The sequence below is a fragment of the Kitasatospora mediocidica KCTC 9733 genome, assembly GCF_000744225.1.
In the GTDB taxonomy this organism is placed as follows: Bacteria; Actinomycetota; Actinomycetes; order Streptomycetales; family Streptomycetaceae; genus Kitasatospora; species Kitasatospora mediocidica.
Map to the genome: position 1 here is coordinate 499,652 of NZ_JQLN01000006.1, position 23,359 is coordinate 523,010.

23 protein-coding genes are annotated in these 23,359 nt (G+C 72.5%); 14 read left to right on the forward strand and 9 right to left on the reverse strand.

Annotated elements, in window-relative coordinates; genetic code table 11:
• Positions 1-6 precede the first annotated feature (6 nt).
• From BS80_RS28545 to BS80_RS28555, 3 genes are all read right to left on the reverse strand, one after another.
• On the reverse strand, positions 7-1,056 hold the full coding sequence (locus BS80_RS28545; protein ID WP_035803495.1) for a C40 family peptidase: 1,050 nt from the start codon (positions 1,054-1,056) through the stop codon (positions 7-9).
• 219 nt (positions 1,057-1,275) lie between these two features.
• Entirely contained in the window at positions 1,276-2,319 is a 1,044-nt protein-coding gene (locus BS80_RS28550) for a Fic family protein (RefSeq protein WP_157536650.1), read from the reverse strand.
• A 38-nt stretch (positions 2,320-2,357) separates the two neighbouring features.
• On the reverse strand, positions 2,358-3,050 hold the full coding sequence (locus tag BS80_RS28555) for a DUF6426 family protein (RefSeq protein WP_157536651.1): 693 nt from the start codon (positions 3,048-3,050) through the stop codon (positions 2,358-2,360).
• 798 nt (positions 3,051-3,848) lie between these two features.
• Between BS80_RS28555 and BS80_RS28560 the strand changes: the two genes are divergently transcribed.
• Positions 3,849-5,828, forward strand: coding sequence for an ATP-binding protein (locus BS80_RS28560; protein ID WP_157536652.1), 1,980 nt, complete (start codon positions 3,849-3,851; stop codon positions 5,826-5,828).
• Between the two features lie 278 nt (positions 5,829-6,106).
• Complete coding sequence (locus BS80_RS28565) at positions 6,107-7,168, forward strand: hypothetical protein (RefSeq protein ID WP_232246679.1); 1,062 nt, start codon at positions 6,107-6,109, stop codon at positions 7,166-7,168.
• 169 nt (positions 7,169-7,337) lie between these two features.
• On the opposite strand, the gene BS80_RS28570 is transcribed toward BS80_RS28565, so the two are convergent.
• Together BS80_RS28570 and BS80_RS28575 are read right to left on the reverse strand one after the other, a co-directional pair.
• On the reverse strand, positions 7,338-7,799 hold the full coding sequence (locus BS80_RS28570; RefSeq protein ID WP_157536653.1) for a hypothetical protein: 462 nt from the start codon (positions 7,797-7,799) through the stop codon (positions 7,338-7,340).
• 242 nt (positions 7,800-8,041) lie between these two features.
• Complete coding sequence (locus BS80_RS28575) at positions 8,042-8,926, reverse strand: SDR family oxidoreductase (RefSeq protein ID WP_035803503.1); 885 nt, start codon at positions 8,924-8,926, stop codon at positions 8,042-8,044.
• A gap of 85 nt (positions 8,927-9,011) precedes the next feature.
• Between BS80_RS28575 and BS80_RS28580 the strand changes: the two genes are divergently transcribed.
• The 3 genes from BS80_RS28580 to BS80_RS28590 all read left to right on the forward strand — a co-directional run bounded on the left by BS80_RS28580 (position 9,012) and on the right by BS80_RS28590 (position 10,771).
• Entirely contained in the window at positions 9,012-9,593 is a 582-nt protein-coding gene (locus BS80_RS28580) for a TetR/AcrR family transcriptional regulator (RefSeq protein WP_035804169.1), read from the forward strand.
• Between the two features lie 208 nt (positions 9,594-9,801).
• Positions 9,802-10,332, forward strand: a complete 531-nt coding sequence (locus BS80_RS28585) for a ferritin-like domain-containing protein (RefSeq protein WP_035803504.1) — start codon at positions 9,802-9,804, stop codon at positions 10,330-10,332.
• Positions 10,333-10,543: 211 nt separating this feature from the next.
• Complete coding sequence (locus tag BS80_RS28590) at positions 10,544-10,771, forward strand: hypothetical protein (protein ID WP_035803506.1); 228 nt, start codon at positions 10,544-10,546, stop codon at positions 10,769-10,771.
• 60 nt (positions 10,772-10,831) lie between these two features.
• Here the strand turns inward: BS80_RS28590 and BS80_RS28595 are convergent, their stop codons facing one another.
• Both BS80_RS28595 and BS80_RS28600 read right to left on the reverse strand, forming a co-directional pair.
• On the reverse strand, positions 10,832-12,076 hold the full coding sequence (locus tag BS80_RS28595; protein WP_051967307.1) for a PP2C family protein-serine/threonine phosphatase: 1,245 nt from the start codon (positions 12,074-12,076) through the stop codon (positions 10,832-10,834).
• On the reverse strand, positions 12,073-13,782 hold the full coding sequence (locus tag BS80_RS28600) for a sensor histidine kinase (RefSeq protein WP_063772095.1): 1,710 nt from the start codon (positions 13,780-13,782) through the stop codon (positions 12,073-12,075). Before BS80_RS28600 ends, BS80_RS28595 begins: the two co-directional genes overlap by 4 nt.
• 149 nt (positions 13,783-13,931) lie before the next feature.
• On the opposite strand from BS80_RS28600, the gene BS80_RS42080 reads away from it, so the two are divergent.
• From BS80_RS42080 to BS80_RS28640, 8 genes are all read left to right on the forward strand, one after another.
• Positions 13,932-14,324 carry a hypothetical protein gene (locus BS80_RS42080; protein WP_051967308.1) on the forward strand — a complete coding sequence of 131 codons (393 nt, stop codon included), beginning with the start codon at positions 13,932-13,934 and terminating at the stop codon, positions 14,322-14,324.
• Complete coding sequence (locus BS80_RS28610) at positions 14,324-14,758, forward strand: response regulator (RefSeq protein WP_035803508.1); 435 nt, start codon at positions 14,324-14,326, stop codon at positions 14,756-14,758. The genes BS80_RS42080 and BS80_RS28610 overlap by 1 nt, the downstream gene beginning before the upstream one ends.
• A 172-nt stretch (positions 14,759-14,930) precedes the next feature.
• The gene (locus BS80_RS28615; RefSeq protein WP_035803510.1) at positions 14,931-15,782 is read left to right on the forward strand and encodes an STAS domain-containing protein; all 852 of its coding nucleotides are present in this window, start codon (positions 14,931-14,933) and stop codon (positions 15,780-15,782) included.
• Positions 15,779-16,156, forward strand: coding sequence for an STAS domain-containing protein (locus BS80_RS28620; RefSeq protein ID WP_035803511.1), 378 nt, complete (start codon positions 15,779-15,781; stop codon positions 16,154-16,156). The genes BS80_RS28615 and BS80_RS28620 overlap by 4 nt, the downstream gene beginning before the upstream one ends.
• Complete coding sequence (locus tag BS80_RS28625; protein WP_035803513.1) at positions 16,153-16,578, forward strand: anti-sigma regulatory factor; 426 nt, start codon at positions 16,153-16,155, stop codon at positions 16,576-16,578. Before BS80_RS28620 ends, BS80_RS28625 begins: the two co-directional genes overlap by 4 nt.
• Positions 16,566-17,621 (forward strand): ATP-binding SpoIIE family protein phosphatase, encoded by a 1,056-nt coding sequence (locus BS80_RS28630; RefSeq protein WP_035803514.1) that lies wholly within the window; start codon positions 16,566-16,568, stop codon positions 17,619-17,621. The genes BS80_RS28625 and BS80_RS28630 overlap by 13 nt, the downstream gene beginning before the upstream one ends.
• Entirely contained in the window at positions 17,618-19,480 is a 1,863-nt protein-coding gene (locus tag BS80_RS28635; RefSeq protein ID WP_035804175.1) for an ATP-binding response regulator, read from the forward strand. Before BS80_RS28630 ends, BS80_RS28635 begins: the two co-directional genes overlap by 4 nt.
• Positions 19,477-21,090, forward strand: a complete 1,614-nt coding sequence (locus BS80_RS28640; protein WP_035803516.1) for a fused response regulator/phosphatase — start codon at positions 19,477-19,479, stop codon at positions 21,088-21,090. The genes BS80_RS28635 and BS80_RS28640 overlap by 4 nt, the downstream gene beginning before the upstream one ends.
• A gap of 20 nt (positions 21,091-21,110) precedes the next feature.
• On the opposite strand, the gene BS80_RS41180 is transcribed toward BS80_RS28640, so the two are convergent.
• The gene (locus BS80_RS41180) at positions 21,111-21,494 is read right to left on the reverse strand and encodes a hypothetical protein (RefSeq protein WP_157536654.1); all 384 of its coding nucleotides are present in this window, start codon (positions 21,492-21,494) and stop codon (positions 21,111-21,113) included.
• A gap of 91 nt (positions 21,495-21,585) precedes the next feature.
• A complete protein-coding gene (locus BS80_RS28650) occupies positions 21,586-21,786 on the reverse strand; it encodes a hypothetical protein (RefSeq protein ID WP_035803519.1) in 201 nt (66 codons plus the stop codon).
• Positions 21,787-22,076: 290 nt separating this feature from the next.
• Between BS80_RS28650 and BS80_RS28655 the strand changes: the two genes are divergently transcribed.
• Positions 22,077-23,303 (forward strand): phospholipase D-like domain-containing protein, encoded by a 1,227-nt coding sequence (locus BS80_RS28655; protein ID WP_035803526.1) that lies wholly within the window; start codon positions 22,077-22,079, stop codon positions 23,301-23,303.
• Positions 23,304-23,359: the final 56 nt, after the last annotated feature.

Sequence of the window (23,359 nt, forward strand, 5' to 3'; positions counted from 1 at the left end):
CGAAGGTCAGATCCGGCGGATGGTGGCGATGGGCATCGCGGTGGCCTGCATGATCCGCACCACGGCGCCGGCGTGCGGCGCGTGCACCACCTGGCCGTTGCCGATGTACATGCCGACGTGGCCCTCGGGGCCGTCCTCGGCGTTGTAGATCACCAGGTCGCCCGGCTGGGCCTGGGCGAGGCCCGGCACCGCGCTGCCCACCGTGGCCTGCTCCTGGGAGGTGCGCGGCAGGTGGATGCCGGCCTGCCCGTAGGCCCACTGCATCAGGCCCGAACAGTCGAAGGCGGTCGGGCCGCCGGCGCCCCAGAGGTAGGGGTCACCGAGCCGGCTGAGCGCCGCCTGGACCGCGCTTCCCGCCAGGCCGGAGGCCTGCGGCAGGGCGGCGAGGTCGGCCCGGGAGCTGCCGCGGGAGGCCTCACCGCCGTCGGCCCCCTGCTGGGCCGCCCGCAACGCTGCCTGCTGGGCGGCGGTGAGTGAGTTGAGCAGCGACTGCGACTGCTGGAGCTTGGCCTGCACCTGGGCCTTGGCAGTGTTCAGCGCGGTGGTGGTGGTCGCCAGCTGGGCGAGCGTGGTCGCGGCCTCCTGCTTCTGCTGATTCAGGGCACGCTCGGCCTGCTGGAGGGATTTCAGCGTCTCGGCTTCGCTGACGTTCGCCTGGTGCTGGGTGGTGGCCTGGTCGAGATAGCCGGCCGGGTTGGCGCTGAGCATCAACTGCACGGACGGGTCGAGCCCGTCCCGCATGTACTGCTGGCCGGCCACCGAGGCCAACCCCTCCTGCAGCACGCCCACCTGTGCCTGGGTGCGGGCGACCTCGTCCTGGAGCTGGGAGGCCCGCAGGCGCAGGTCGTCCGACTTCTCCTTGGCGCCGTCGAACTGCTCGGTTGCCCGCTCCGCCTGCGCGTTCAGTCCGTCGAGCTGCGCCTTGACGTCCGTGCTGGACGGCGGCGGATCCGCCCACGCGCCCTGCGCGGAGAGGGCGACCGTCGCCGCGGCGGCGGCGCTGAGCACGACGACCCGGGCGTGACTCGGCTGCTTCGGACGGCGATGGGTCGCCACGGCGGCTCCTTGTTCCCCAGGGAGGCTCGGTCGGCTGAGCCGCCCCCTGTGCTGCGGATGGTCTGTCACGGGCCGTGGCCGCCGGGGTTCCTGCGTGCGGGGTGCCGAAATCCTCCGACGGGCGCATGGCCGTTCCGCTGCCAGAGACGGGTCGGGCGGGTGGTTCGGTCGCAACCGCGCCGTGTGACACGCGTCGCAGTCACGGGCGGGCTCACCGCGTCAGGACCGGCTGTCCGGACTCTCGCCGAACGGGGTGTCCAGGACCGCGAGCAGCTGTGGGTGGACCAGCGCGCCGGGCAGGCGTGGATGGGCGGCGAGAACTCCGCTGCGCTCCAGGCGCGCCAGCGGCGGGTGAGGATCGTACGGGATCCGCTCGCGCAGCCATCCGGCCGACACCGCCGGGGTGGCGGCGAGCTGCGCGAGCACGGCCGCGGCCGCCGGATCGCCGGCGGCCCGCCCGATCGCCTCGTCGAGCAGCGCGCCGTAGTGCCGCACTGTCGCGGTGCGGTGCCGGGCGGTCTCGGTGACGGCGCGGGCGAACACTTCGCCCCAGCGGGAGAGTTCGCCGTCGGACGCGGCGACCAGGGCCTCGTCGTGCTCGATCCGGTGGGCGGGCACCCAGCCGTCCAGGTCGAGCAGCAGTCCGGGCAGCAGGCCGGCCGCCACCAGGTCGCACTGGCCGAGCAGCCGGGCCATCCGCCCGTTCGCATCGGGGAACGGATGGATCGTCAGCAGCTGCGCCATGGCAAGTGCCGCGGCGTCCAGCGGGGCACTGACCGTGGCGGTGCCCCAGGCGTTCCAGCGCTCGACGTGCGTGCGCAGCTCGGCCCCCGGGGCGACCGGGACGATGACGACGCGTCCGTCGGGCCAGGTCACCCGGGCCTTGGAGCGCCGGAAGCCGCCGGGGGAGGGGATGTTGGGGTCGCCCGCCACCAGAGCCGCGTGCAGGTCGGCGAGCGCGTCCGGGGTGAAGCAGGGGCGCCGGCCGGGCTGTTCGGCCAGCTCCGCGCGGACCGAGTGGACGGCCAGCAGGCCCGCCGCGACCCGGCTCTCGGCGGCGGTGGCCAGCTGCTCGGCCAGCTGCTCGGGGTCGGTCCCGGCGAGGTGGCGCCGGTGCAGCAGGCGGCGCAGGCGGGGACGGTGGAACAGGTCGGGATCGCCGAGCCGGGCGGCGGCCCCGGTCAGGTCGGCCAACGCGGCCAGCGCCTCGCGGTGGGCGGCGTCGGGGATCGCCCGGGCGTCGAGCGGTGGTACGACGGGCATGACCCGTCGTACCACCGCCGTGGTCGAGCCGTCGGACATCAGCAGGAGGCCGCGGTGACCAGGCCGGTCGGCTCGGTGACGTTGACGTACTCGGTGCTGGACTGGCCGAGCCAGTTCTGCGTCGTCACCGCGTAGACGACGGTCTGGTACTGGACGCTCAACTGCCAGCTCTGGCCGGGGTTGAGGGTGACCTCGATGCCGGTGGTGCGGGCGATCGAGGTGTTCAGCTGGGTGCCGAGGGAGGCGGTGAGGACCGACTCGGCCGCGGCCGAGATGTTGGTGCTGACCTGGTAGGTCACCGTGTAGGTGGAGCTGTCGGACAGCTTCGCGACCGAGGCGGAGTTGTTCTTGTAGCAGTTCTGCTTGACGGGCCAGCTCTGGCCCTTGCTCCAGACCTGGGCGCCGGGGGCGCTGCCGCTGCCGCCACCGCCGTAGCTCATCGGGATGCCCGGGCTGGCGGGGTCGGGGGGCATGACCGGCACGCGGGTCCCCGAGATGACGACCTGCTGGATGGGGCCGTCGCCGGGCGAGCTGCTGACGTCGATCGCGTCCCCGCCGCCACCGCCGCCGCTGGGGTCGCTGTCGCCCGGGTCGCCCGGGTCGTCGCAGGTGGTCATGCCGTCCTCGTAGCAGGAGTCGGCGTACGCGCGGTGCGGGGTGACCAGCGCGGGGACGGCGGTGAGGACGGCCGCGCCGAGGGCGGTGGCGACCACGATTTTCCTGAGATCCATGAGAGTACTCCGCTGAGGACAGGTGGAAGGGAAGGTCCTCGCACCGGCACCTGTGGCGAACCGGGCCGAGTCCCCGAGGCGTTGAGCCTCCGTCTGCCACCGACCCCCGCTGTCACGGACGCTGCTCGGTGGCGCGGCCGCAACACTGGCAGACTCACGTCGCACAAACCAGAATGAATTCAAGCCACACCATCATTCACGTTTGCTGCCAAGTGCAACAGTCGTCACCGACCGTGCGCCGCGCCGCCGCGCTCCCGCACGAGCGCCAGGCCGACCGTGGTCGCCGACCGGTCCATCGGGCGACGGGAGAGCGAACGTCGGCCTGTGGGGCGCCGCTCCGCGGTGCGCCGAGCGCTGCTGCCCCGGGTGCGGGCCGGGGTCATGGATGCGGGGCGTCACCGAACCGGGCCCGGCATCCTGGCCGAATTCGGAGTGTCGGCCTCCGGGTGGGCGCCTACCGTCGCTGGGCCGCCGCGATCCGCTGGTGCGCGGTGCCCGGCTGGCGTCGTGGGAACGCTGACGATCGTCCCCGGTCCTGGTGGCCGCTCCCCGTTCACCGTGCAGCGTCCGGGACGGTGTAGCGGTGGACGTCCACGAGGGTGGGGCGCAGGATGCGGGTGCCGGGTGCCAGCCGGTCCGGCGGGCCTTGGGGATGCGCCTGCCCCGGGGGCCAGCCGCTGGGCGGCCCGGAGTGCAATTCTCGTGGCGCGCACCGATGCTGACGGCCCGCTGCCGGAACCCTACTCCCGGCTGCGGTTGTTGGGGTAGAAAGAGGGCGTGTACGAGGTGTTGAACGAAGTGAGCGGGACCGTCGTCGGCACGGTCGTCCAGGCCGGGCAGGTGGGGCAGCTGCACCTTGCGCACCCGGCCCCCACCGCGCTGGCCGGCCTGCCACCGGCGGTGGCGGAGTTCACCGGGCGGGAGGCGGCGCTGCGCGGCGTCGTCGCCGCGCTGCGTCCCGGTGCGGACGGTTCTCCGGTCGTCGTGTCCGCGCTGGCGGGCGCGGCCGGGGTCGGAAAGACGGCCCTGACGCTGCGCGCCGCCCATGACGCCCTGTCGGCGGGCTGGTTCTCCGGCGGGGTGCTGTTCGCCGACCTCCAGGGCTACGACGAGAAGCGCCGGGTGCGGCCCGATGCCGCGCTCGCCACCTTCCTGAGCGCCCTCGGCGTCCCCGACGAGCTCTTCCCGCCGAGCCCGGAGGGCAGGCTGGCGCTGTACCGCTCCAGGCTCGCGGAGCTCGCCGCCCGCCGCCACGCGGTCCTGGTGGTGCTCGACAACGCCTCGTCGACGGAGCAGGTGGTGCCGTTGCTGCCCGGTTCGCCGGTCCACCGTGTCCTCGTGACGAGCCGTCACACCCTGGGGGACCTGCCGGGTTCCCGGATCGTGGACATCGGCGTCCTGGAGCCGGAGGAGGCGGCGGCGCTGATCGTCCGCACGCTGGGCGTCCGCCGCCCCGACGACACCCGGGCGCTGGACGAGCCCGACGCCGTGCACGAGCTCGCCGCCCTGTGCGGGCATCTCCCGCTGGCCCTGGCCGTCGTGGCGTCGATCCTGGCCGGCGACCCGGACCAGTCGGTCGGCGAACTCGCGGCAGCGCTGCGCGACCGGGCCGGGCGCCTGGACGAACTGTCCTACGCCGGGGGCCGCTCGGTGACCGCCGCCTTCGAGCTCTCGTACGCCGGCCTCACCCCCGAGGAGGCCAGGATGTTCCGGCTGCTGTCGGTCAACCTCGGCCAGCAGGTCAGCCCGGAAGCCGCCGCCGCACTCGCCGGACTGCCCGTGCCCGCAGCCGGGAAACTGCTCCGGGCACTGCGCGCCGCCCACATGCTCGAACCGGGCAAGCCGCGCGGGGCGGTCCGCTTCCACGACCTGCTGCGCCTGTTCGCGGAGCGCCGCCGCCGGGAGGAGGACGAGGCCCTGGACCAGGGCCGGAGCGTCGGCGCCGCCGTCGACCGGCTGCTGACCCACTACCGCGACGCCGCCCGGAACTGCACCGAACGGATCGTCGCGGCGGCCCGGGAGGCCAGGCGGGACGACGACGCGGAGAGCTGGCTGGACGTCGAGCGGCCGAGCCTGCGGTCGGCCCTTCAACTCGCCCTGCTGCACGGCCGGTCGGCGGTGGCCCTGTCCCTGGCCCACGACGTGAGCTGGTTCCTGCGCCGCCAACAGGACTGGGCCGCCGCCCTGGAGGTGTGCGACACGGCCCTGGCCCTCGTCCGGTCGGTCGCCCCCGGCAGCGCCCAGGAGGTCCTGGCCCTCTACGACCGGGGTGACCTGCTCAAGCACATGCAGGACTTCGACCGCGCCCAGCAGACCCTGGCACAGGCACTCCACCTCTACCGCCGGCTCGGCGACCGCGCCGGCGAAGCCATGACCCTGCACAGTCTGGGCACGGCCGCCCGCCGTGACGGCCGCCACGAGCGGGCGACCGCGCACTACACGGCCGCCCTGACGCTGTTCCGCGAACTCGGCGACCGCCAGGCCGTCGGAAACACCCTGCACAACCTCGGCACCACCGCGATGTGGCAGGGCGACCACGCGGCGGCCCGCGCCCGCTACGACAGCGCGCTGGACACCTACCACCAGCTGGGCCACACCCTCGGCCGGGCCCGCACCCTGGACCGCCTCGGCCGCCTGGACGCCGCCACGGGCCACCCCGACAGCGCCCGCGACCACTGGCACCAGGCCCGCACGGCATACGAGGAGGCGGGCCTGTCCGCAAACGCCGAAGAGGTCACCGACCTGCTGGCCGCCCTCCCCGGGCCGCCGGACCGGTAGTGACCGCTCTCGCGGCGCCGCGCAGACGGCTTGGAGGTGCATTGTGTTCATGAGCACGCCTGCTGATCCGAACTTGCCTGGCACGACCGCAAGGTTGTTGCTCCCTCGACTGCCTCACTGCGAGTAGTGGTTGCACGGTCGCGAGGCGAGGGCTTGCTTTGCGTGATGTGCGCCCTGCGGGATCTCCGTCAGAGCCGTTGGTCTGATCACGACAATCCGTAAGTCACGCCCCGGATATGCTGTCGGCTCAGTTTCGCGGAAAGGGGTGGGGGTCAGCGGTGATCGGTAGTGATGACGCCGTCCGTGAGGTGTCGATGCCACTGCGTTTGGGTGCGATCGTCGATCTGGCGCCCGTGCGCGATCGCGAACGGCCTGTGTGGCTGGCACTGGGCGAGGACGGCACGATCAGCCGGTGGGACGTGGCAGCCGGTGATCATGAGGTTGTCGGGACCACCACCCTTGCGGCGGAGTCCGACCGCCGACCATGGAACGGCCACCGGCTTCGCAGGCGCCTGCATGCTTCCCACGACGGCATGTTCGCTGCTGTGGTCAACGACTACGGCCGCTTCGGTGAGGTGATCGACCTGCGGACCGGCGAGGTTACGTTGACCTTGGACAACCAGGGCGGTCACGAAGAGACTGTGCCGTTCTCGCTGGAGTTCGCGCAAAGCCGTGGCCGTTGCGTCGTTGTCCACCGCTCTGCCTGGAACCGGCTGGATGTCTCGGACGCGCAAACGGGGGTGCTGCTGACTGATCGGTTGCTCCCCGGGCCTGCTGACGGGGATGCCGTGCCGGAGCATTACCTCGACTACTTCCACGGCGCACTGTATGTGAGCCCTGATGGGAAGCGGATCCTGGACGACGGCTGGATGTGGCATCCAGTCGGAATCCCCTCGGTATGGGGCCTTGACCAATGGATCGAGGGCAACGAATGGGAGTCCGAGGACGGTCCGAGCCGAGTAGATGTGTGCGGCCGGGAGTACTACTGGGATCACGCCATGACCTGGATCGACTCGGTCCGGGTCGCCGTCGAGGGGCTCGGCGATGACGACGATGTCATGCAGCCTGGGGCACGGATCTTCGATACGAGTCGAACCGGTCAGGGCGGACTGTGGCGAATGCCGACGGCCGTAGAACTCATTGCGTTCGAGGGCCCGACCGGGCGCTTCTTCAGCGATGGCACCTACCTGTTCAGTGGCGATGACTCCGGTTTGTCGACATGGGATCCGGTCGTGGGGAAGCTCCTGGGTGTCGTTCCCGGCTTCTCCCCCACACATCACCACCCGGGCGCCCGGCAGTTCGTGCAGCTCGCCGACGGCGTCGTTCGTCTTTGGGCTTGACCGGAAATCACCTCCACGGGCCGACCTACTCGACGACACGCGATGAAACCCGATCCACCACCACACGCGCAGTCACCGCGACCCGCCTGCGGGAGCCACAACCCCCGCCGCCCGCCCTCTGGTAAGTGATCTTGAGACCTTCGGCACCCAGAGCGGCCGAGCAGTTCGCTCAGTCGCTCTGGGCCGGATCAGGCGTCGGACGAGGCTCTATCTGGCCTGCCACAATTTCGATTCCCCGGCGCTTGGTCTCCTCGGTGATCTCCAGTCGGCGCGTCTCGGCCTCGATCTCGGCCTTACGGACCTCAGCCTGAGCTTCGATCTTCGCTTTCCAGACCACGCTCGCCGCCGTCGCCGCCGCCCCCAAGCCAGCCACGATCTCCGGAATGGCGCCGATAGGACCAGCGGTGACGGGGGTTGAGCCAGTAGTGGCGATGGCAGGGCCATCGGCACGGATTCCAGAGCCCAGAGCGACAGGATCGGGAAGGGTGGCTCGGCGTTTGGACTCGTCCGTCTCGAGCCCCTCCACATACTCAGTGACGATCACTCGGCCGACGACGCGCCCAGGTGCGGAGTCTTCGGTGGCACCAGATTCGACGCCCTCTTCAGGGAGGGGCTCAGACTTGGTTGACATGGCATCAGGCTACGACTGGTGCCCCCACAGAAGTAGAGGCTCGACCTCACCCCGGACTACCTCGCTTGACTGGAGGTGGCTCGCCGACATCGTGCAGGGCTGTCAGAAGCGTGTTCGGGTTCGTCGCCGTGCCAGGTACTGGCGTCAGGGTGTGCGTGAACGCGACGACGGGATGTGCCCAGTGGGGGAGGGTGGCCGTGCAGCCCGGGTCGTCCACGTCGTTCCGGACGACCCGCGCGGGATCACTCGGCCGAGAAGTAGTGGCCCTGGTCCAGGTCGGCGATGAGGCCGGGGTGGGCCGGCTCCCAGTCCAGCAGCTGTCGGGTGTCCGTGTTGGACATCGTGATGTCGAGGGCGATGAACGGGAAGCGCTTGAAGTGGTCCGCGGCCTGGTCGGCCGGGATGCTCACGGCCGGGATGCCGAGGTGGCGGGCGATGGTCTCGGCGATCTCGCGCACGCTGACGCCCTCCTCGGTCGCGGCGTACAACTGCGATCCGGCCGGGGCCTTGTCCAGCGCCAGCCGGAAGAGCCGGGCGACGTCCAGGACGTGGCCGGCGGGCCAGCGGTTGGTGCCTTCGCCGACGTAGCCGGACACGCCCGAGGCCCGTGCGATGGTGATGAGGGTCGGGATGAATCCGGTCCGGTCCCGCGTGCTGTGGGTGACCGGCGGGACGGCGACGAGGATGGTGCGCACGCCGCGCTCGGCGAACCCAGCGAGCGTGCGCGCCACGGCGGAGCGGGGGTTGGCGTCGATCACCGCGTCGCGCCGTGCGTCGCCCGTGCGGGTCAGGCCGATGCCGATGAGGGTCTTGCCCGTGCCGGCCAGTGCGTCGCCGAGCGCCTGCACGACGGCCAGGTCGGTGGCCACCGCGTCGGCGAACTTCCCGGCGGCGATGGCTTCGTGGTTGAACGCGAGGTGGATGACGGCGTCCGCGTCGGCGGCTGCTTCGCGCAGCCCGTCCAGGTCGTCGAGGTCGCCGCGGTGCACCTCGGCGCCCAGCGCCTCGACGGTGGCGGCCGAGGTATCGGTTCGGGCCAGGCCGACGACCTGGTGTCCGGCCTGGATCAGTTCGGGGATGACGGCCGAGGCGATGTGGCCGCTGGCCCCGGTGAGGAAGACGCGCATGAGAGCTCTCCTGGAAGTGATGTGACTTGGTAACGTCACTGTACCAAGGTCACGTTACCAAGTCACATCACCTATGCTGTACGCCATGGGCCGATGGGAACCGAACACACGTGAGCGGCTGGTGCGTGCCGCCGTCGAGCTGTTCGCCGAGCAGGGTTACGACATGACCACGGTCAACGAGATCGCCGAGCGGGCCGGAACGACCAAAACCACCTTCTTCCGGCACTTCCCCGACAAGCGGGAGGCGTTGTTCGCCGGGCAGGACACGCACAGTCGGCTTCTCGCCGACGCCGTCGCCGCCGCGCCCGACACGGCCACGCCCCTCGACGCGGTCGGCGTCGCCCTCGATGCGCTCACCGCGGCCTTCCCCCCGGAACGCCGCGCGTTCGCGGCCCGGCTCAGGGTGGTCATCGCGGGCAACGACGAACTGCGGGAGCGCGCCGCGTTCAAGCGCGCGGGCCTCGCCGTCGCGCTGACCGACGCGCTGCAGCAACGCGGCGTCCCGGACCCGACCGCGGACCTTGCCGCCGAACTCGGCGTCCTCGCCTTCTACCGAGCCTTTGACCGCTGGGTCGACCCGGCCGACGACCCCGCCACCGACCAGACCTTCACCGACCTCGCGCGCCAGGCGCTGCGCGAGCTGCGTGCCGCGCTGCCCGAGCTCTGAGCCGGCTTCCCCGTCACCCCGTCAGGCACCCGGTGGGAGCCGAGCGTGCCTGTGGATGACTCCGGCCGTCACGCCCCTGCCCGCGTCCGGAGGACGTGGCCGCGCAGAGCTACACCACCGTGGACGTGGATGAGCGGCGCGAAGCCGGGCAGACGCCTCCCGTCACCGCGCGCCGCTCCACGGGCGCGCCTGAGTTTGGAGGCCTCTCATGGCAGACTTTCTGACCGATGTCCAGACCCTGCGGGCCAAGGCCCGGCAGGAGATCATGAACGGCCCGGTCACCGCCGCGTACGGAGCTGATCTGCCCCGCGTGATCGAGTTGCTGAACACCGCGCTGGCCACCGAGATCGTCTGCACCCTGCGCTACCGGCAGCACCACTTCGCCGCCAAGGGCCTGAACTCCGAGCCGGTCGCCCAGGAGTTCCTCCAGCACTCCCAGGAGGAGCAGCAGCACGCCGACCTGCTCGCGGCCAGGATCGCCCAGTTGGGCGGCACACCGGACCTGGACCCGGCCCGGGTGGCCGGCCGTGCCCACTCCGAGTATGTGGCGGCCACCGGTCTGCGGCAGATGATCCAGGAGAACCTGGTGGCCGAGCGTGTCGCCATCGCCTCCTACACCGAGATGATCGACTGGCTGGGCGCGGGTGACCCCACCACCACGCGGGTCCTGAAGGAGATCCTGGCCCGCGAGGAGGAGCACGCGGAGGACATGCTCACGTTCCTGCAGAGCGACGGCTGAGGCACGGGTTCGGACTACTCAAGTCCCTTCGAAGGCAGCGGAGTTCGTGCCGCATGCGGAGCGGGCGGCCGGGTAGGCGGGAGTGGTCCGAAAGCTGACGGGTGGTCGTCGGCTCGTCTCATGAATCGTCGCGCCACACAGGCGGGGCCGGAGCGAGCGTGCGCCGCCGGCGGGTGGGCGGACTCGAATTCATCGGAAAGGTGTGGGAGATATGGGAATCGGCGGCTGCATCATCGCCTTCGCGCTCGGAGCGATCGTGACCTTCGGAGTGAACTGGCACGTCCACGGTGTGAACATGGATGTCGTCGGCGTCATCCTGATGGTGGCAGGCCTGTTGGGCCTGGTGACCTATGCCAGCATCTTCCGCCGCCGCCGGGTGTACGGCGCCGGGCGCATCGAGGAGGTCGTCGAGGAGCGCCGCTACAACGACGGGCTCTGAACCGTCGGGACAGGTGATCCGCCGCACCGCGCGCAACGGATCCCTGTTGCCGGGCGGTACTCAGCGGAGGTTTCCGCCCCGGCCGGGTGCCGCGGCATCGGAGCCGACGGGGTCGGTTGTGCCGCCCCAGCCGAGGTGGAGGATGGCCAGGTCGTCGGCGTGCCGTCCGGCGTTGAGCTGCTGGGCGGCGCTGATGAGCTGGTCCAGGAAGGCCGGAGTGTTCAGCCGGGGGGCCCGGGCGATCAGGTCGACCAGTCCCTCGGTGTCCAGCCGCTCGGGGCCCGGCCCGCGGTGGCCCTCGATCAGTCCGTCGGTGTAGAGCATCAGCGCGCCGCTGGGCGGTAGCGCGATGGTGCTCGGCTGCCAGTGGTGCAGGCCGGGTGCTATGCCGAGGGCGATGCCGTGGGCGGCCTCGGCGGGCCCGGTGCTGTCGGCGATGAGCAGCGGTTCGTGGTGGCCGGCGAGGTGGACGGTCGCGCGGGCGGCCGGCAGGTCGAGTTCCACCAGGGTGCAGGTGGCGAACATGTCGTAGCGGGTGCGTTCGGCGACCAGGACCTGTTCCAGCAGGTCGAGCAGCTCCACTCCGCGGTGGCCGGCCAGGACGAGCGCGCGCCAGGTGATCCGCAGGCAGACGCCGAGCGCCGCTTCGTCGGGCCCGTGGCCGCTGACGTCGCCGATCACGGCGTGCACGGTGCCGTCGGTGGTCTCCACCACGTCCAGGAAGTCCCCTCCCAGCTGGGCGCGTTCGCGGCCGGGCAGGTAGCGGGTGGTCACCGCGACCGTGTCGCCGTGCAGTAGCGGGGTGGGCAGCAGGCCGCGTTCCAGCCGGGTGTTCTCCTGGGCCCGGATCCGGTTCTCGCGCAGTTCGGCGCTGGCCTGCTCGGCCTGTTTGCGGTGCACCGCGTAGCGCAGCGCGCGCTGCATCAGTGCGCCGTCCACCTGGCCCTTGATGAGGTAGTCCTGGGCGCCGGCGGAGACCGCCCGGATGCCGGACTGGGCGTCGCCCAGTCCGGTCAGGACGATCACCGCCGCCTGCGGGCAGGCCTGCTGGACGGCGCTCAGCACGGCCATGCCGGAGGCGTCGGGCAGGTGCAGGTCCACCACCACGCAGTCGGCGGGCTGCCGGGTGAGTTCGCCGACGGCCTCGGCGAGGGTCTGCTTCCAGCGCAGGGTGTGCTTGAGCCCCGTGTCGTAGAGCAGTTCCTCGACCAGGACGGCGTCGCCGGAGTCGTCCTCCACCAGGAAGATGCGGTACGGCTCGTCCACCGCGGGGACGTCCTCGGGGAGCCGCAGGGAGGCGGTCACGGCTGTGCCGCCTCGTCGCCCGCGCCGTCGTGGACGGTGTCGTTGGTGTCGTTGGTGTCACCGGTGTCGGTGGTGGCTGCGGCGCTCGGCTCGGTGTCCGGCTCGGCGTCCCGCTCGGTCGGGGCGACGGGCAGTGTGAAGGCGATCCGGGTGCCGGGGGAGTGCGTGAGGTCGACGTCGATGGTGCCACCGTGGAAGTCGACGATCTTCTTGCACATGGCCAGGCCGATCCCGTTGCCGGGGTAGGCGTCCCGGGTGTGCAGACGTTGGAAGATCACGAAGATCTTGTCGGCGAAGCCGGGGTCGATGCCGATGCCGTTGTCGCACAGTGCCAGCTGCCAGCGTTCGCCCTCCCGGCGCGCCTCCAGGTGGATCCGCGGGGGTCGCTCCGGGCTGCGGAACTTGAGCGCGTTGCTGAGCAGGTTCTGCAGCAGCACGCCCAGTTGGGTGGCGTCGCCGCTGACCTCGGGGAGCGGGTCGTGGGTGAGCTCGGCGCCGCTCTCCCCGATCGCGAGGCTCAGGGTGTCCACGGTGTCGGCGAAGACCTTCTCCAACGCGACGGGTTCGTAGCCGGCGTGCAGCCGGCCGACTCGGGAGAAGGTCAGCAGGTCGTTGATCAGGGTCTGCATGCGGTTGGCGCCGTCGACCGCGAACGCGATGTACTGGTCGGCGCGCTCGTCCAGCTGGCCGGCGTAACGGCGTTGCAGCAGTTGGCAGAAGCTGGCGACCTTGCGCAGCGGTTCCTGGAGGTCGTGCGAGGCGACGTAGGCGAACTGCTCCAGCTCGGTGTTGGAGCGGCGCAGGTCCGCGGCCTGCTCGTCCAGGGTGACCCGGGCCCGGTCGCTGAAGGCCAGCTCGTCGGCCAGCCGCCGGCGCATCGCCTCGACGGTTTCGGCCAGTTGGCGCAGGTCGGCCGGCCCGGTGGCGGTGATCGGGTGGTCGAAGGCACCCCCGGCCACCAACTCGGCGTCGGAGGACAGCAGTTCGAGAGGGGTGGTGATGCCGCGCCGCAGGCCCTCGAAGACCAGCACGGCGAGTGCCAGGACCACCAGGGCGATCGCGGTGAAGACCAGGTTGCGCAGGCCGCGGACCCGTTGCAGATCGGCGGTCCCGGCGGCCCGCTCGTCCTGCAGATGCTGCTGCTGGGCCGACGTGGCGGTGCGCAGCGCGTCGAAGAGGCTCTTGCCCTGCGCGGTCAGCGCGCTGGCGGCGAGGTTGGGGGCTCCGGCGGGTACGGCGGCCAGCGGGCGGGCCACCTGGGCCTGCCAGGCTTCGGCGCGTCGCAGGACCAGAGCCAGGTCGGCACGGCCCTGGTCGTCGCCGGCGAGAAGTGGTCCGAGGGTGTCGACGGAGTCCCGCTGCTCGGCCAGTCCCGCGGTGTACGGCTCCAGGAAGTCGGCCTGTCCGGTGAGGCCGTAGCCGCGGATGCCGGTCTCCTGGTTGATCAGGCCGCTCTCCAGGCGGACGGCCGCCACCAGGGCCGGCGAACTGCCGTCGACCAGGTGGTTGGTGACATCGGTCGACCGGACGAACACCCAGCTGCCGAGGAACCCGAGCAGGACCAGCACCGCCAGGGACGCGGTCACGCCCGCGCGCAGCCAGCGCCGGGTGGTCCAGCTCACGGACCACCTGGTCCCGGCGTCGCTGCTCGCCGCCCCCACGGTCCGGGCGTCCCGGCCGGGGTTCGGCGGGGTCTGTCCTGGCATGCTGCAATCCCCTCCTGCCGCACCGCGGGGTGCGGATGCCGACTGTCGCCGGGTACGTACGGGCGGTACGCGGACCGGGCAGGGGTACCTTACAGGCATGGTGACAACCACGGTTGTCGTCCAGGTGTCTCGCGGTCTAGGGTGTGCACATGCCGTCCACTCCCTTCTCCGCGCTGATGAGCGAGAACCAGATCGCCGACCTCGCGGAGGCGTCCGTCGCGGAACTGGCCGGACGCCTGGCGATGCGGGCCTTCCGCCCGCTGCCGGCCCCCGCCGGGGCCGGGCCGGTCGACGCGGCCGGCGCCGACCGCTGGGAGGCGCGGGAGCAGGGCGACGCTCTCACCCGGCTGCACGCCCTGACCCACCTGCGCCGCGCGGTGGACCGGCTGGCCGACCGCGAGGCGGCCAATGCCGTCCGGTCCGGTGCCGGCTACCCGCAGCTCGGGGTGGCCTGCGAGATCAGCCGCCAAGGCGCACGGCGCCGCTGGCCGGGACTGGTCACCGCGCCGCCGCACCGCCCTGCCACGGACCGGAGTTCCTGATGCCCTCGCCCGCCACCGACCACTCCTACGGCGTCCTGCTGGTCGAGGACGACCATGCCGACGCGATGCTCATCGAGGAGGCCCTCTTCGAGCGGGGTGTCGCGCGGATCATCACCCGGGCCGAGGACGGGGTCGTCGCGCTGGAGCATCTGCGCGACACCCGCCCGCTGCCCGACCTGATCATCCTGGACCTCAACATGCCCCGGATGAACGGCCGTGAGCTGCTCGCCGTCCTGAAGGCCGACCCGGACCTGCGGGCGATCCCGGTGGTGGTCCTCACCACATCCGGCGCCCCCGACGACGTCTCGGGCGCCTACCGCGGCCACGCCAACGCCTATGTCACCAAGCCGGTGAACCTGGACGACTTCACCCGCGCCGTGCAGAGCATCGACGCGTTCTACCTGGAGACCGCCGCCGTGTCGCCGCAGACCTGACGACGGCCCCGGTCCCGAGCCTCGCCCCCGCCGCGGACCGACGTGGGGCGGGGCGCCTCCGGCCTGCCCGGAAGCGCCTCTGACGTGCTGTTACCCGGGGAAATCGGGGCAGCGGGGGTGTCATAAAGTGAAGTGGACCCCGGGAACGCCCGAGGCCTTTGGGAGGACTGCCGTGACGGCTGAACGTCGAGGATCCGAGCGTCTTGTCGACCTGCTCTCCGGACAGGAGGAGAAGCTGGTCGGCCAGTGGATCGAGGGGGTGTCGCACACCCTGCGGGGCCGCCTGAGCGCCGGCGAACTCGGCCACGAGCTGCGGGAGCTGTACGCGGCGCTGGTGGCGGCGCTGCGCTCGGGCGAGGACTGGCGCGCGGAGGCGTTCTCCGAGGTGCGCGCGCTGCTGACCGAGCTGTCGCGCAACCGGGCCCGGCAGGGCTTCACCCCGACCGAGACGGCCACCGCGGTCTTCGCCCTCAAGGACCTGCTGGCCCCCAGCAGCGAGACCGCGCAGGAGGACATCACCGCCTACCTGCGGCTGAACCGACTGGTCGACGCGCTGGGCCTGTTCACCGTCGAGACCTACGCCAAGACCCGCGAGGAGATCATCGGCTCGCAGGCCGAGCAACTGCTCGAACTCTCCACGCCGGTGGTGAAGCTCTGGGACGGCGTGGTCGCGGTGCCGCTGGTCGGCACGCTGGACTCGGCCCGCACCCAGGTGGTCATGGAGAAGCTGCTCCAGACGCTGGTCGACACCGGCTCGGACCAGGCGATCATCGACATCACCGGGGTGCCGGCGGTCGACACCGAGGTCGCCCAGCATCTGCTGAAGACCGTGGTGGCGGCCCGGCTGATGGGCGCCGAGTGCACCATCTCGGGCATCCGTCCGCAGATCGCGCAGACCATCGTGGCGCTGGGCATCCAGTTCGGCGACATCGTCACCAAGGCGACGCTGGCCGACGCCCTCAAGCACGCGCTGCGGCGCCTGGGCACGGAGAACCCCGCCGTGGCAGCGCGGAGTGCCCGGTGACCGAGCGGATCCCGGTCCTGAAGATCGGTGACGTCCTGCTGGTCTCGATCCAGACCGACCTGGAGGACCAGTCGGTGATGAATCTCCAGGAGGACCTGGCGGCCAGGATCGTGGAGACCGGGGCGCACGGAGTGGTCATCGACATCACCGCGCTGGAGATCGTCGACTCCTTCGTGGGCCGGATGCTCGCCACCACCGCCGCCATCTCCCGGATGCTGGACGCCGAGACGGTGCTGGTCGGCATGCGTCCGGCGGTGGCCATCACCCTGGTCGAACTCGGCCTCTCGCTGGGCGGGGTGCGCACCGCGCTCAGCCTGGAGAAGGGCCTGGCCCTCCTCGCCGGCGCCGACCCGGTCCGCGCGGACCGGGCGTGAACGGTCAGTCGGTTACGGCCGAGGAGGAGTTCAGCACCCTCCCGATCACCACCAACGACGACGTGGTCCGGGCCCGCCAGCTGGTGCGGGCCCTGGCCCAGCAGGCCAAGCTCTCCCTGGTCGACCAGACGAAGCTGATCACGGCGGCCAGTGAGCTCGCCCGCAACACCCTGGTGCACGGCGGCGGCGGAGTGATGCGCAGCGGCCTGGTCGAGCGAGGCGGCCGGCGCGGAGTCACCGCCCGCTTCGAGGACTCCGGGCCCGGCATCCCCGACCTGGACCTCGCCCTGACCGACGGCTGGACCTCCGGCAACGGCATGGGCCTGGGCCTGAGCGGGGCCCGGCGCCTGACCGACGACTTCACCCTCGCCAGCAAGCCGGGCGCCGGAACCACCGTCAGCATCACCAAATGGGTGCGGTGAGCGCGGTGTTGCTCGAATCGCAGGACATCGCCTGGTTCCGTGACGCGGAGTCCCTGCCGGCCGCCGCCCGGAGCACCGCCGCCGCACTGGCCCGCCGGATCGGCCTGGGCGAGCAGCGCGCCGCGGAGGTCGCCCTCGCGGTCACCGAGGCCGCCACCAACCTGCGCCGGCACGCCGTCGACGGCTCGCTGCTCCTGCGGGTGGTGCGCACCGAGGACCGCGCCGCCGTGGAGTTCCTCACCCTGGACGGCGGCCCCGGCATGCCCGACATCCCGTACGCGATGACCGACGGCACCTCCTCCGCCGGCACCCTGGGCATCGGCCTGGGCGCCATCGCCCGTCTCGCCGACACCTTCGACGTGCACTCGCTGCCCGGACGCGGCACCGTGCTGGCGGCCCGCTTCTGGGCCGCGGGCGCCGCCCCGTCCGCCGCGGCGGGCGAACCGCCGGTCGCCGGGATCACCCGCCCGATCAGCGGCGAGGAGACCTGCGGGGACGCCTGGGCGGCCCGCCGGGTCGCGGGTGCGGGCGGCGAGCCGGACGCGGCCCTGCTGGTGATGTTCTGCGACGGCCTCGGGCACGGGCCGCTGGCCGCACTCGCCTCCCAGGCGGCGGTCAGCGCCTTCCACGCCTCGCGCGGCCACCGGCCCGACGAGGTCCTGACCGACCTTCACCACGCCCTGCGCGGTACCCGGGGCGGCGCGGCTGCGGTCGCCAGGGTCGACCCCGTGGCCCGACGCGTCCGGTACTGCGGGGTGGGCAACATCAGCGGATTCGTCGTCGGCCCCGAACGTCGGCACGCCCTGCTCTCGGCGCCCGGCATCGTGGGACACCACATGCCCACCCTGCGGGCCCAGGAACAGGAGCTGGCGCCCGGCGCCGCGCTGGTCCTGCACTCCGACGGCCTCACCGAGCGCTGGCAGGTCTCCGCCCTTCCCGGACTGCTGCGCCACCTGCCCGCCGTGGCGGCCGCGGTGCTGCTGCGCGAGGCGGGGGTGCGGCGCGATGACGCCGGGGTGGTCGTCGCCAAGGGGGCGTGGTGAGCACGCCGCCCGACGCGGGGGCGGCCCTGCTGACCGCCGCCGTCACCCGGGAGGCCGACATCTTCGCGCTCCGGCGCAGCGGCCGCAGCGTCGCGCAGGCGCTCGGCCTGGAGAACCAGGACCAGGTCAGGTTCGCCACCGTGCTGAGCGAGCTGGGCCGCGACCTGCTGGGCGCGGCCGGCCTGACCGCCCGCTTCGCCATCGCGGGTCCGGCCCCGATGCGCCTGGTCGTCACCCTCGCCTGGCGGGAGGGTCCGGGCCCGAGCCAGGAGTCCCTCGAAACGGTGGCCCGGCTGCTGCCCGGCATCGCCCACCGGCCCGGCCGCGTGGTGATCGAGCAGCCGTTGCCGCCGACCACCGCCACCGCGGCCGAACTGGCCGCCCGGGCGGTGCGCCTGCAGAAGGCCCAGGCCCTGTCCAACCCGATGGAGGAGCTGCGCGCGCAGAACCGCGACCTGATAGCGGCGCTGGAGGACTCCCGGGCCCGGCGCGAGGAGTTGCAGCGGCTCAACGAGGAACTCGCCGAGACCAACCAGGGAGTCGTCGCGCTCTACTCGGAGCTGTCCCAGGAACTGGAGGACACCAACCGCGGTGTGGTCGCGCTCTACGCGGAGATCGACGAGAAGACCCGCCAGCTGCACGAGGCCAGCGAGGCCAAGACCCGGTTCTGGGCCAACGTCAGCCATGAACTGCGCAGCCCCGTCAACTCGGTGATCGGCCTGGCCCGGCTGCTGCTCGACGCGGGTGGGGAGGCTCCCGTCGCGGAGCAGCGCCACCAGCTGTCGCTGATCTCGGCCTCCGGCACCACGCTGCTCGCCCTCGTCGACGAGCTCCTGGACGTGGCCAAGGCCGAGTCCGGTCGCCTGGAGCCGCACTGGGGGGCGCTGGACCTGCGGGTCCTGCTGGGCCAACTGCGCGGCACCATGCGGGGTCTGGCCAGCTCGGCCGAGGTGACCCTGCTGATCCCCGACCTGCCGGACGCGCCCGAGACGGTGAGCGACGAGGTCATGCTCACCCGGATCCTGCGCAACCTGCTCTCCAACGCCCTGAAGTTCACCGAGCGCGGCGAGGTCCGCCTCGACGTCGCGACAGAGCAGATGGAGCAGACAGAGCAGCCGGAGCAGACAGCGCAGGCCGAGCAGCCGGGGCAGGCCGACGGCGCGCCGTGGCTCCTGCTGACCGTGAGTGACACCGGCGTCGGCATCCCCGAGGGGGAGCGGGAGCGGATCTTCGAGGAGTTCTACCAGGTCCGCGGCCCTCACCAACGCGGCCGCGCCGGCACCGGCCTCGGCCTGCCCTACGCGCGCCGGCTCGCCGAACTGCTCGGCGGTACCTTGACGGTGGCCGGCCGGCCCACCGGCGGCACCGTCTTCACCCTGCGCCTGCCGACCCGTCCCCCGGCCGCCGTCCTCCCCGACCCGGCCGCCGGGCAGGGCAACAGCGCCGGGCAGGGCGGCGCCGTGCCACGCCTGACCGCCCTGGTGGCCGTCGACGACGACCCCGCCTTCCGCGCCGCCGTCCGCCCGCTGCTGGCCGGGCTGGCGGACCGGGTGGTCCAGGTCAGCCGGGGGAGCGAAGCGCTCGGAGCCGTCCGCCGGGAACAGCCGCAGGCCGTCCTGCTCGACCTGTACATCGCCGACTACGACGGCTACCGGGTCCTGGACCGGTTGGCCGCGGATCCGCACCTGCACGACATCCCGGTCGTCGTCGTCACCTCCGCGCGGGCCGCGGACCTCGACCACGCGCGACTGGCCCACGCCCGAGCCGTGCTGGACAAGAGCAACCTCAGCGTCGAGCGGATCGCCGCCGCGCTGGCGCTGCCCCCCGCGACCCCGCTGCCCGCAGGCGAGGCACGATGAGCCGCGACACCACGGCCGACAGCGCGGCGGCGCTGGTCCTGGTCATCGACGACGACGACACCAGCCGCTACATCATGGCCAGTTGGCTGCGCCGGGCCGGCCACACCGTGGTCGAGGCGGCGGACGGCGCACAGGGTCTGGCCCTGCTCGCCGGGGCGAGCGCACCCGAGCAACCCGAGCTGGCCGTAGTGGACGTCAACCTGCCCGACATGAGCGGCTTCGAGGTGTGCGAACGGATCAAGGCGGACCCACTCGCCGCGCACCTGCCCGTCATCCACGTGTCGGCCAGCGCCATCGACGTCAGCGACCGCGCCCAGGGCCTGTACCGGGGAGCCGACGCCTATCTGACCGAACCCATCGCCCCCGCCGAGTTCCTGGCCACCGTCACCGCCGCCCTGCGCTACGCCCGCGCCCGGCTGCGGGCCGAGCGGCTGGCAGCGCGCATCGCGGCACTGAACCGCGCCACGCTGGCCCTCTACGCCGCCGCGGACGGCGCGGAGTTCGCCACCGCGGCGGCGAACGGCGCGGCGGCCCTGATGGACGCGCCGGCCGTGGCGGTCGCCCTGGAAACGGCCGGTGGCCGGGCCCACCTGGCGGTCAGCGCTCCCGGCACCCCCGGCGATGTGCTGGACGGCTCGCCCGCGCCGCTCGACCTGCTGGCCGGCGCCTCCCTCGGCGGCGCCATCGGCAGTGCGATCGACGTCCTGCCGCTCACCCACTGGCCGGAGCTGGCCCGCTGCGAAGGGTTCGCGGCGCAGAGCGAGTTCGCCCTGATCCTCGCCCGCACCAAGCGCGGCCGGCCGCCGGTCGCACTCGCCGTGCCGGCCCGGGCGCTCGGGGGCGGCGACCGTGACCTGTTCACCCAGCTCGCCCAGACCTGCGCGCTCGCCCTGGAGGCCCAGCGCAGCTTCAGCGAGGAGCACGGCCTGGCCCTGACCCTGCAGCGCACCTTCCTGCCGGACCGGTTGCCGTCGCTCGCGCAGGTGGACATGACGGTCCGCTACGTCCCGGCGGCCAAGCACACCGAGATCGGCGGCGACTTCTACGAGGCCGTCGAGACCGGGGCGGGTCTGCTGCTGGCCATCGGCGACGTGGCCGGCCACTCGCTCGGCGCGGCCGTCGTGATGGGCGAACTCCGGCACGCCCTGCGCGCGTACGCCATCGAGGACCACCCGCCGCACGTCCTGCTGGAACGCCTGGACGCCTATCTGCTGCGGCTCTGCCCGGGGACCACGGTCACCGTCTGCCTGGTCCTCGTCGAGCCGGGCGGCCGCCGCGTCCAGGTCGCCAACGCCGGCCACATCCCGCCGCTGCTGCGTCACCCCGACGGCTCCACCCGCTACCTCACCGAGCACGGCACGCTGCTGGGCCTGGGCGAGACCCACGCACCGGCGTGCGGCCACGAGGTCGCCGCGGGCAGCACGTTGCTGCTCCTGACGGACGGTCTGATCGAGGTGCCCGGGACCCGCCTCGACGAGAGCCTGGCGGAGCTCGCGCGGGAGGTGGCCGACGCCCCGCGGGACCTCGATCCGCTCTGCGACCGGCTGCTCGCCCGGCACGGCCGGGACAAGCGGGACGACATCGCGCTGCTGGCCGTCCGCCTGGACTGAGCTCTTCGCCTGCCGGTGTGTCAGGCCGGCAGGCGTGGCGGCGCGCCGACCAGCCCGGGCCACCGCTTGCGCGCGCCCTGACGGCTCATCTCCAAGGCGTCCCCCAGCTGCGGGTAGCCCGCGCCGGCCTCGGCGGCCGTCCGTGCCGCCTGGTCCGTCAGCCGTTCCACCGCGCGTTGCAGGTGCAGCAGGGTGTGCAGCCGGGCGAGCGCGTCCCCCTGCGCGTAGACCTCCCACGGCCGGGCCGGCGGCACCTCCCCGGCGGCGGTGCCGGTCGGGGGGTCCGGGGGGAGCGGCTGGAACGCGCGCACGGCGAGCCGTGAGGCCAGGTCCGCGACCGCGGCGTCCGCGAGGGCGGCGATCTGTTCCTCACTCATGAGGGCGGAGAAATGGGCAGACGGCATGGGCGCAGTTTACCGGGGCCTGCCGCGGGTCGGCGGTGGCGCGACCTCGCCGCGGCTGCGGCGCCGCGCGCGCCGCGCGCCGGCTCATCCGTCAGTCGTCAGCGGGGTGCCCGAAGGTGTGCTGCAGGCGTCGGACGGCACGCTTCAGCTCCTGGTGGAGTCGGTCGCTCTGCCCGTCCGCCGCGCGGTGCGCGCCGCCCGGCGGGACACCGGATGACGTCTGCCGTGCGGTGGCCGGGCTGTCGCCCGGGTGGGTGTCGCCGGTGTTGCCGTGCCCGTGCGGTGTGCTCATGGAGCCCTCCTGGGTGACGTCGGGGGTGCGGACGAGGCCGCCCCTGGGAAACGGCCCGGGAGTTGTCATTCCAGCTTCGCCGCGTTGGTGACGAGCTCGCTCACCACCAGCCGTACGGACCCGGCGGCGGCGCCGGGCAGTGGATCTCCGGGCCGTCTACCCGGACTCAGGCGTCTCATGCGGCACCCGCACGCACACCCGCACCCGTGCTTGCCGCCGTCGATCAGGGGCAGACGCCAGGCCGGCGTCCGGTGGGCGCCGGTTGTCCTCATGGCCGAAAGGGTTGAATCATGACGGTGGCGCCGGGATCGGTCGGCAGCTTTTCGACGCGACAGGAAGCTGATTCCCCCGCCGCGGTGGCGCAGCGTAAGCAGGAACTGCGCCGGCGCTTGGAGCGGTTGATCGGCATCGCCGCGACGGAGGGGAACACGCTCCTGCCGCTGCGCAACGGTGATGAGATCTTCCCGGCCATGCTGTCCGCCGTCCGGGCGGCCCGCTACACGGTCGACATGACGACGTTCGTGTACTGGCGGGGCCAGATCGCCCGCGACTTCGCGGCGGCGCTGGCGGCGAAGGCGGCGGAGGGCGTCCGCGTACGACTGCTGCTGGACGGCTTCGGCGGGCGGCTGATCGAGAACGACGTGCTGGAGACGATGGTTCGGGCCGGCGTGGACGTGGCGTGGTTCCGCAGGCCGGTCCGCCTGTCGCCGCTGAAGCAGAACCACCGCTGCCACCGCAAGGTGCTGGTGGTCGATGCCGTGACGGCCTTCACCGGCGGCGTGGGCATCGCCGAGGAGTGGTGCGGCGACGCCCGGCATCCCGGGGAGTGGCGCGACACCCATGTCCAGGTGACCGGGCCGGCTGTCGACGGCCTGGCGGCGGCGTTCGCGCAGAACTGGGCGGAGTGCCGGGAGGAGGGACTCTACGACGAGCACGACCAGTTCCCCCGGCACCAGCAGAGCGGCGGCGCCGTGGTGCAGGTGGTCCGGGGCTCGGCCAGCGTGGGCTGGCAGGACATGCAGACCCTGATGAGGGTGGTCATCACCTCGGCGCGCCGGCGCCTGCGGCTGGCCACCGCGTACTTCGCCCCCGACCGGTACTTCGTCGAGCTGCTGTGCCAGGCGGCCGAACGCGGCGTGGAGGTGGAGATCCTCTTGCCCGGCCCGCACACCGACAAGCGGGTGTGCCAGCTGGCCGGCGAGCGCTTCTACCAGGAACTCGCCCGCCGTGGAGTGCGGGTCTGGCACTTCCAGCCGACGATGATGCACGCCAAGGTGATCACGGTGGACGGGGTGGCCGCCCTGGTCGGCTCGACCAACTTCAACCGTCGCTCGCTGGACCATGACGAGGAGGTGATGCTCGCGGTGCTGGACGAGCACTTCACGGCCCGCCTGGACACGCACTTCGACGAGGACCTGCTGCGCAGCGAACGCATCGATCCGTTGCGCTGGGAGCGACGCGGCTTCCTCCAGCGGGTGCAGGAGGCGGCGACCGCTCCCGTCCGGCACTTCCTCTGACGGGCGGCATCGGAATGGGCGGCATGGGCCTGCGAGACGCGGGCAGACGGGGGAGC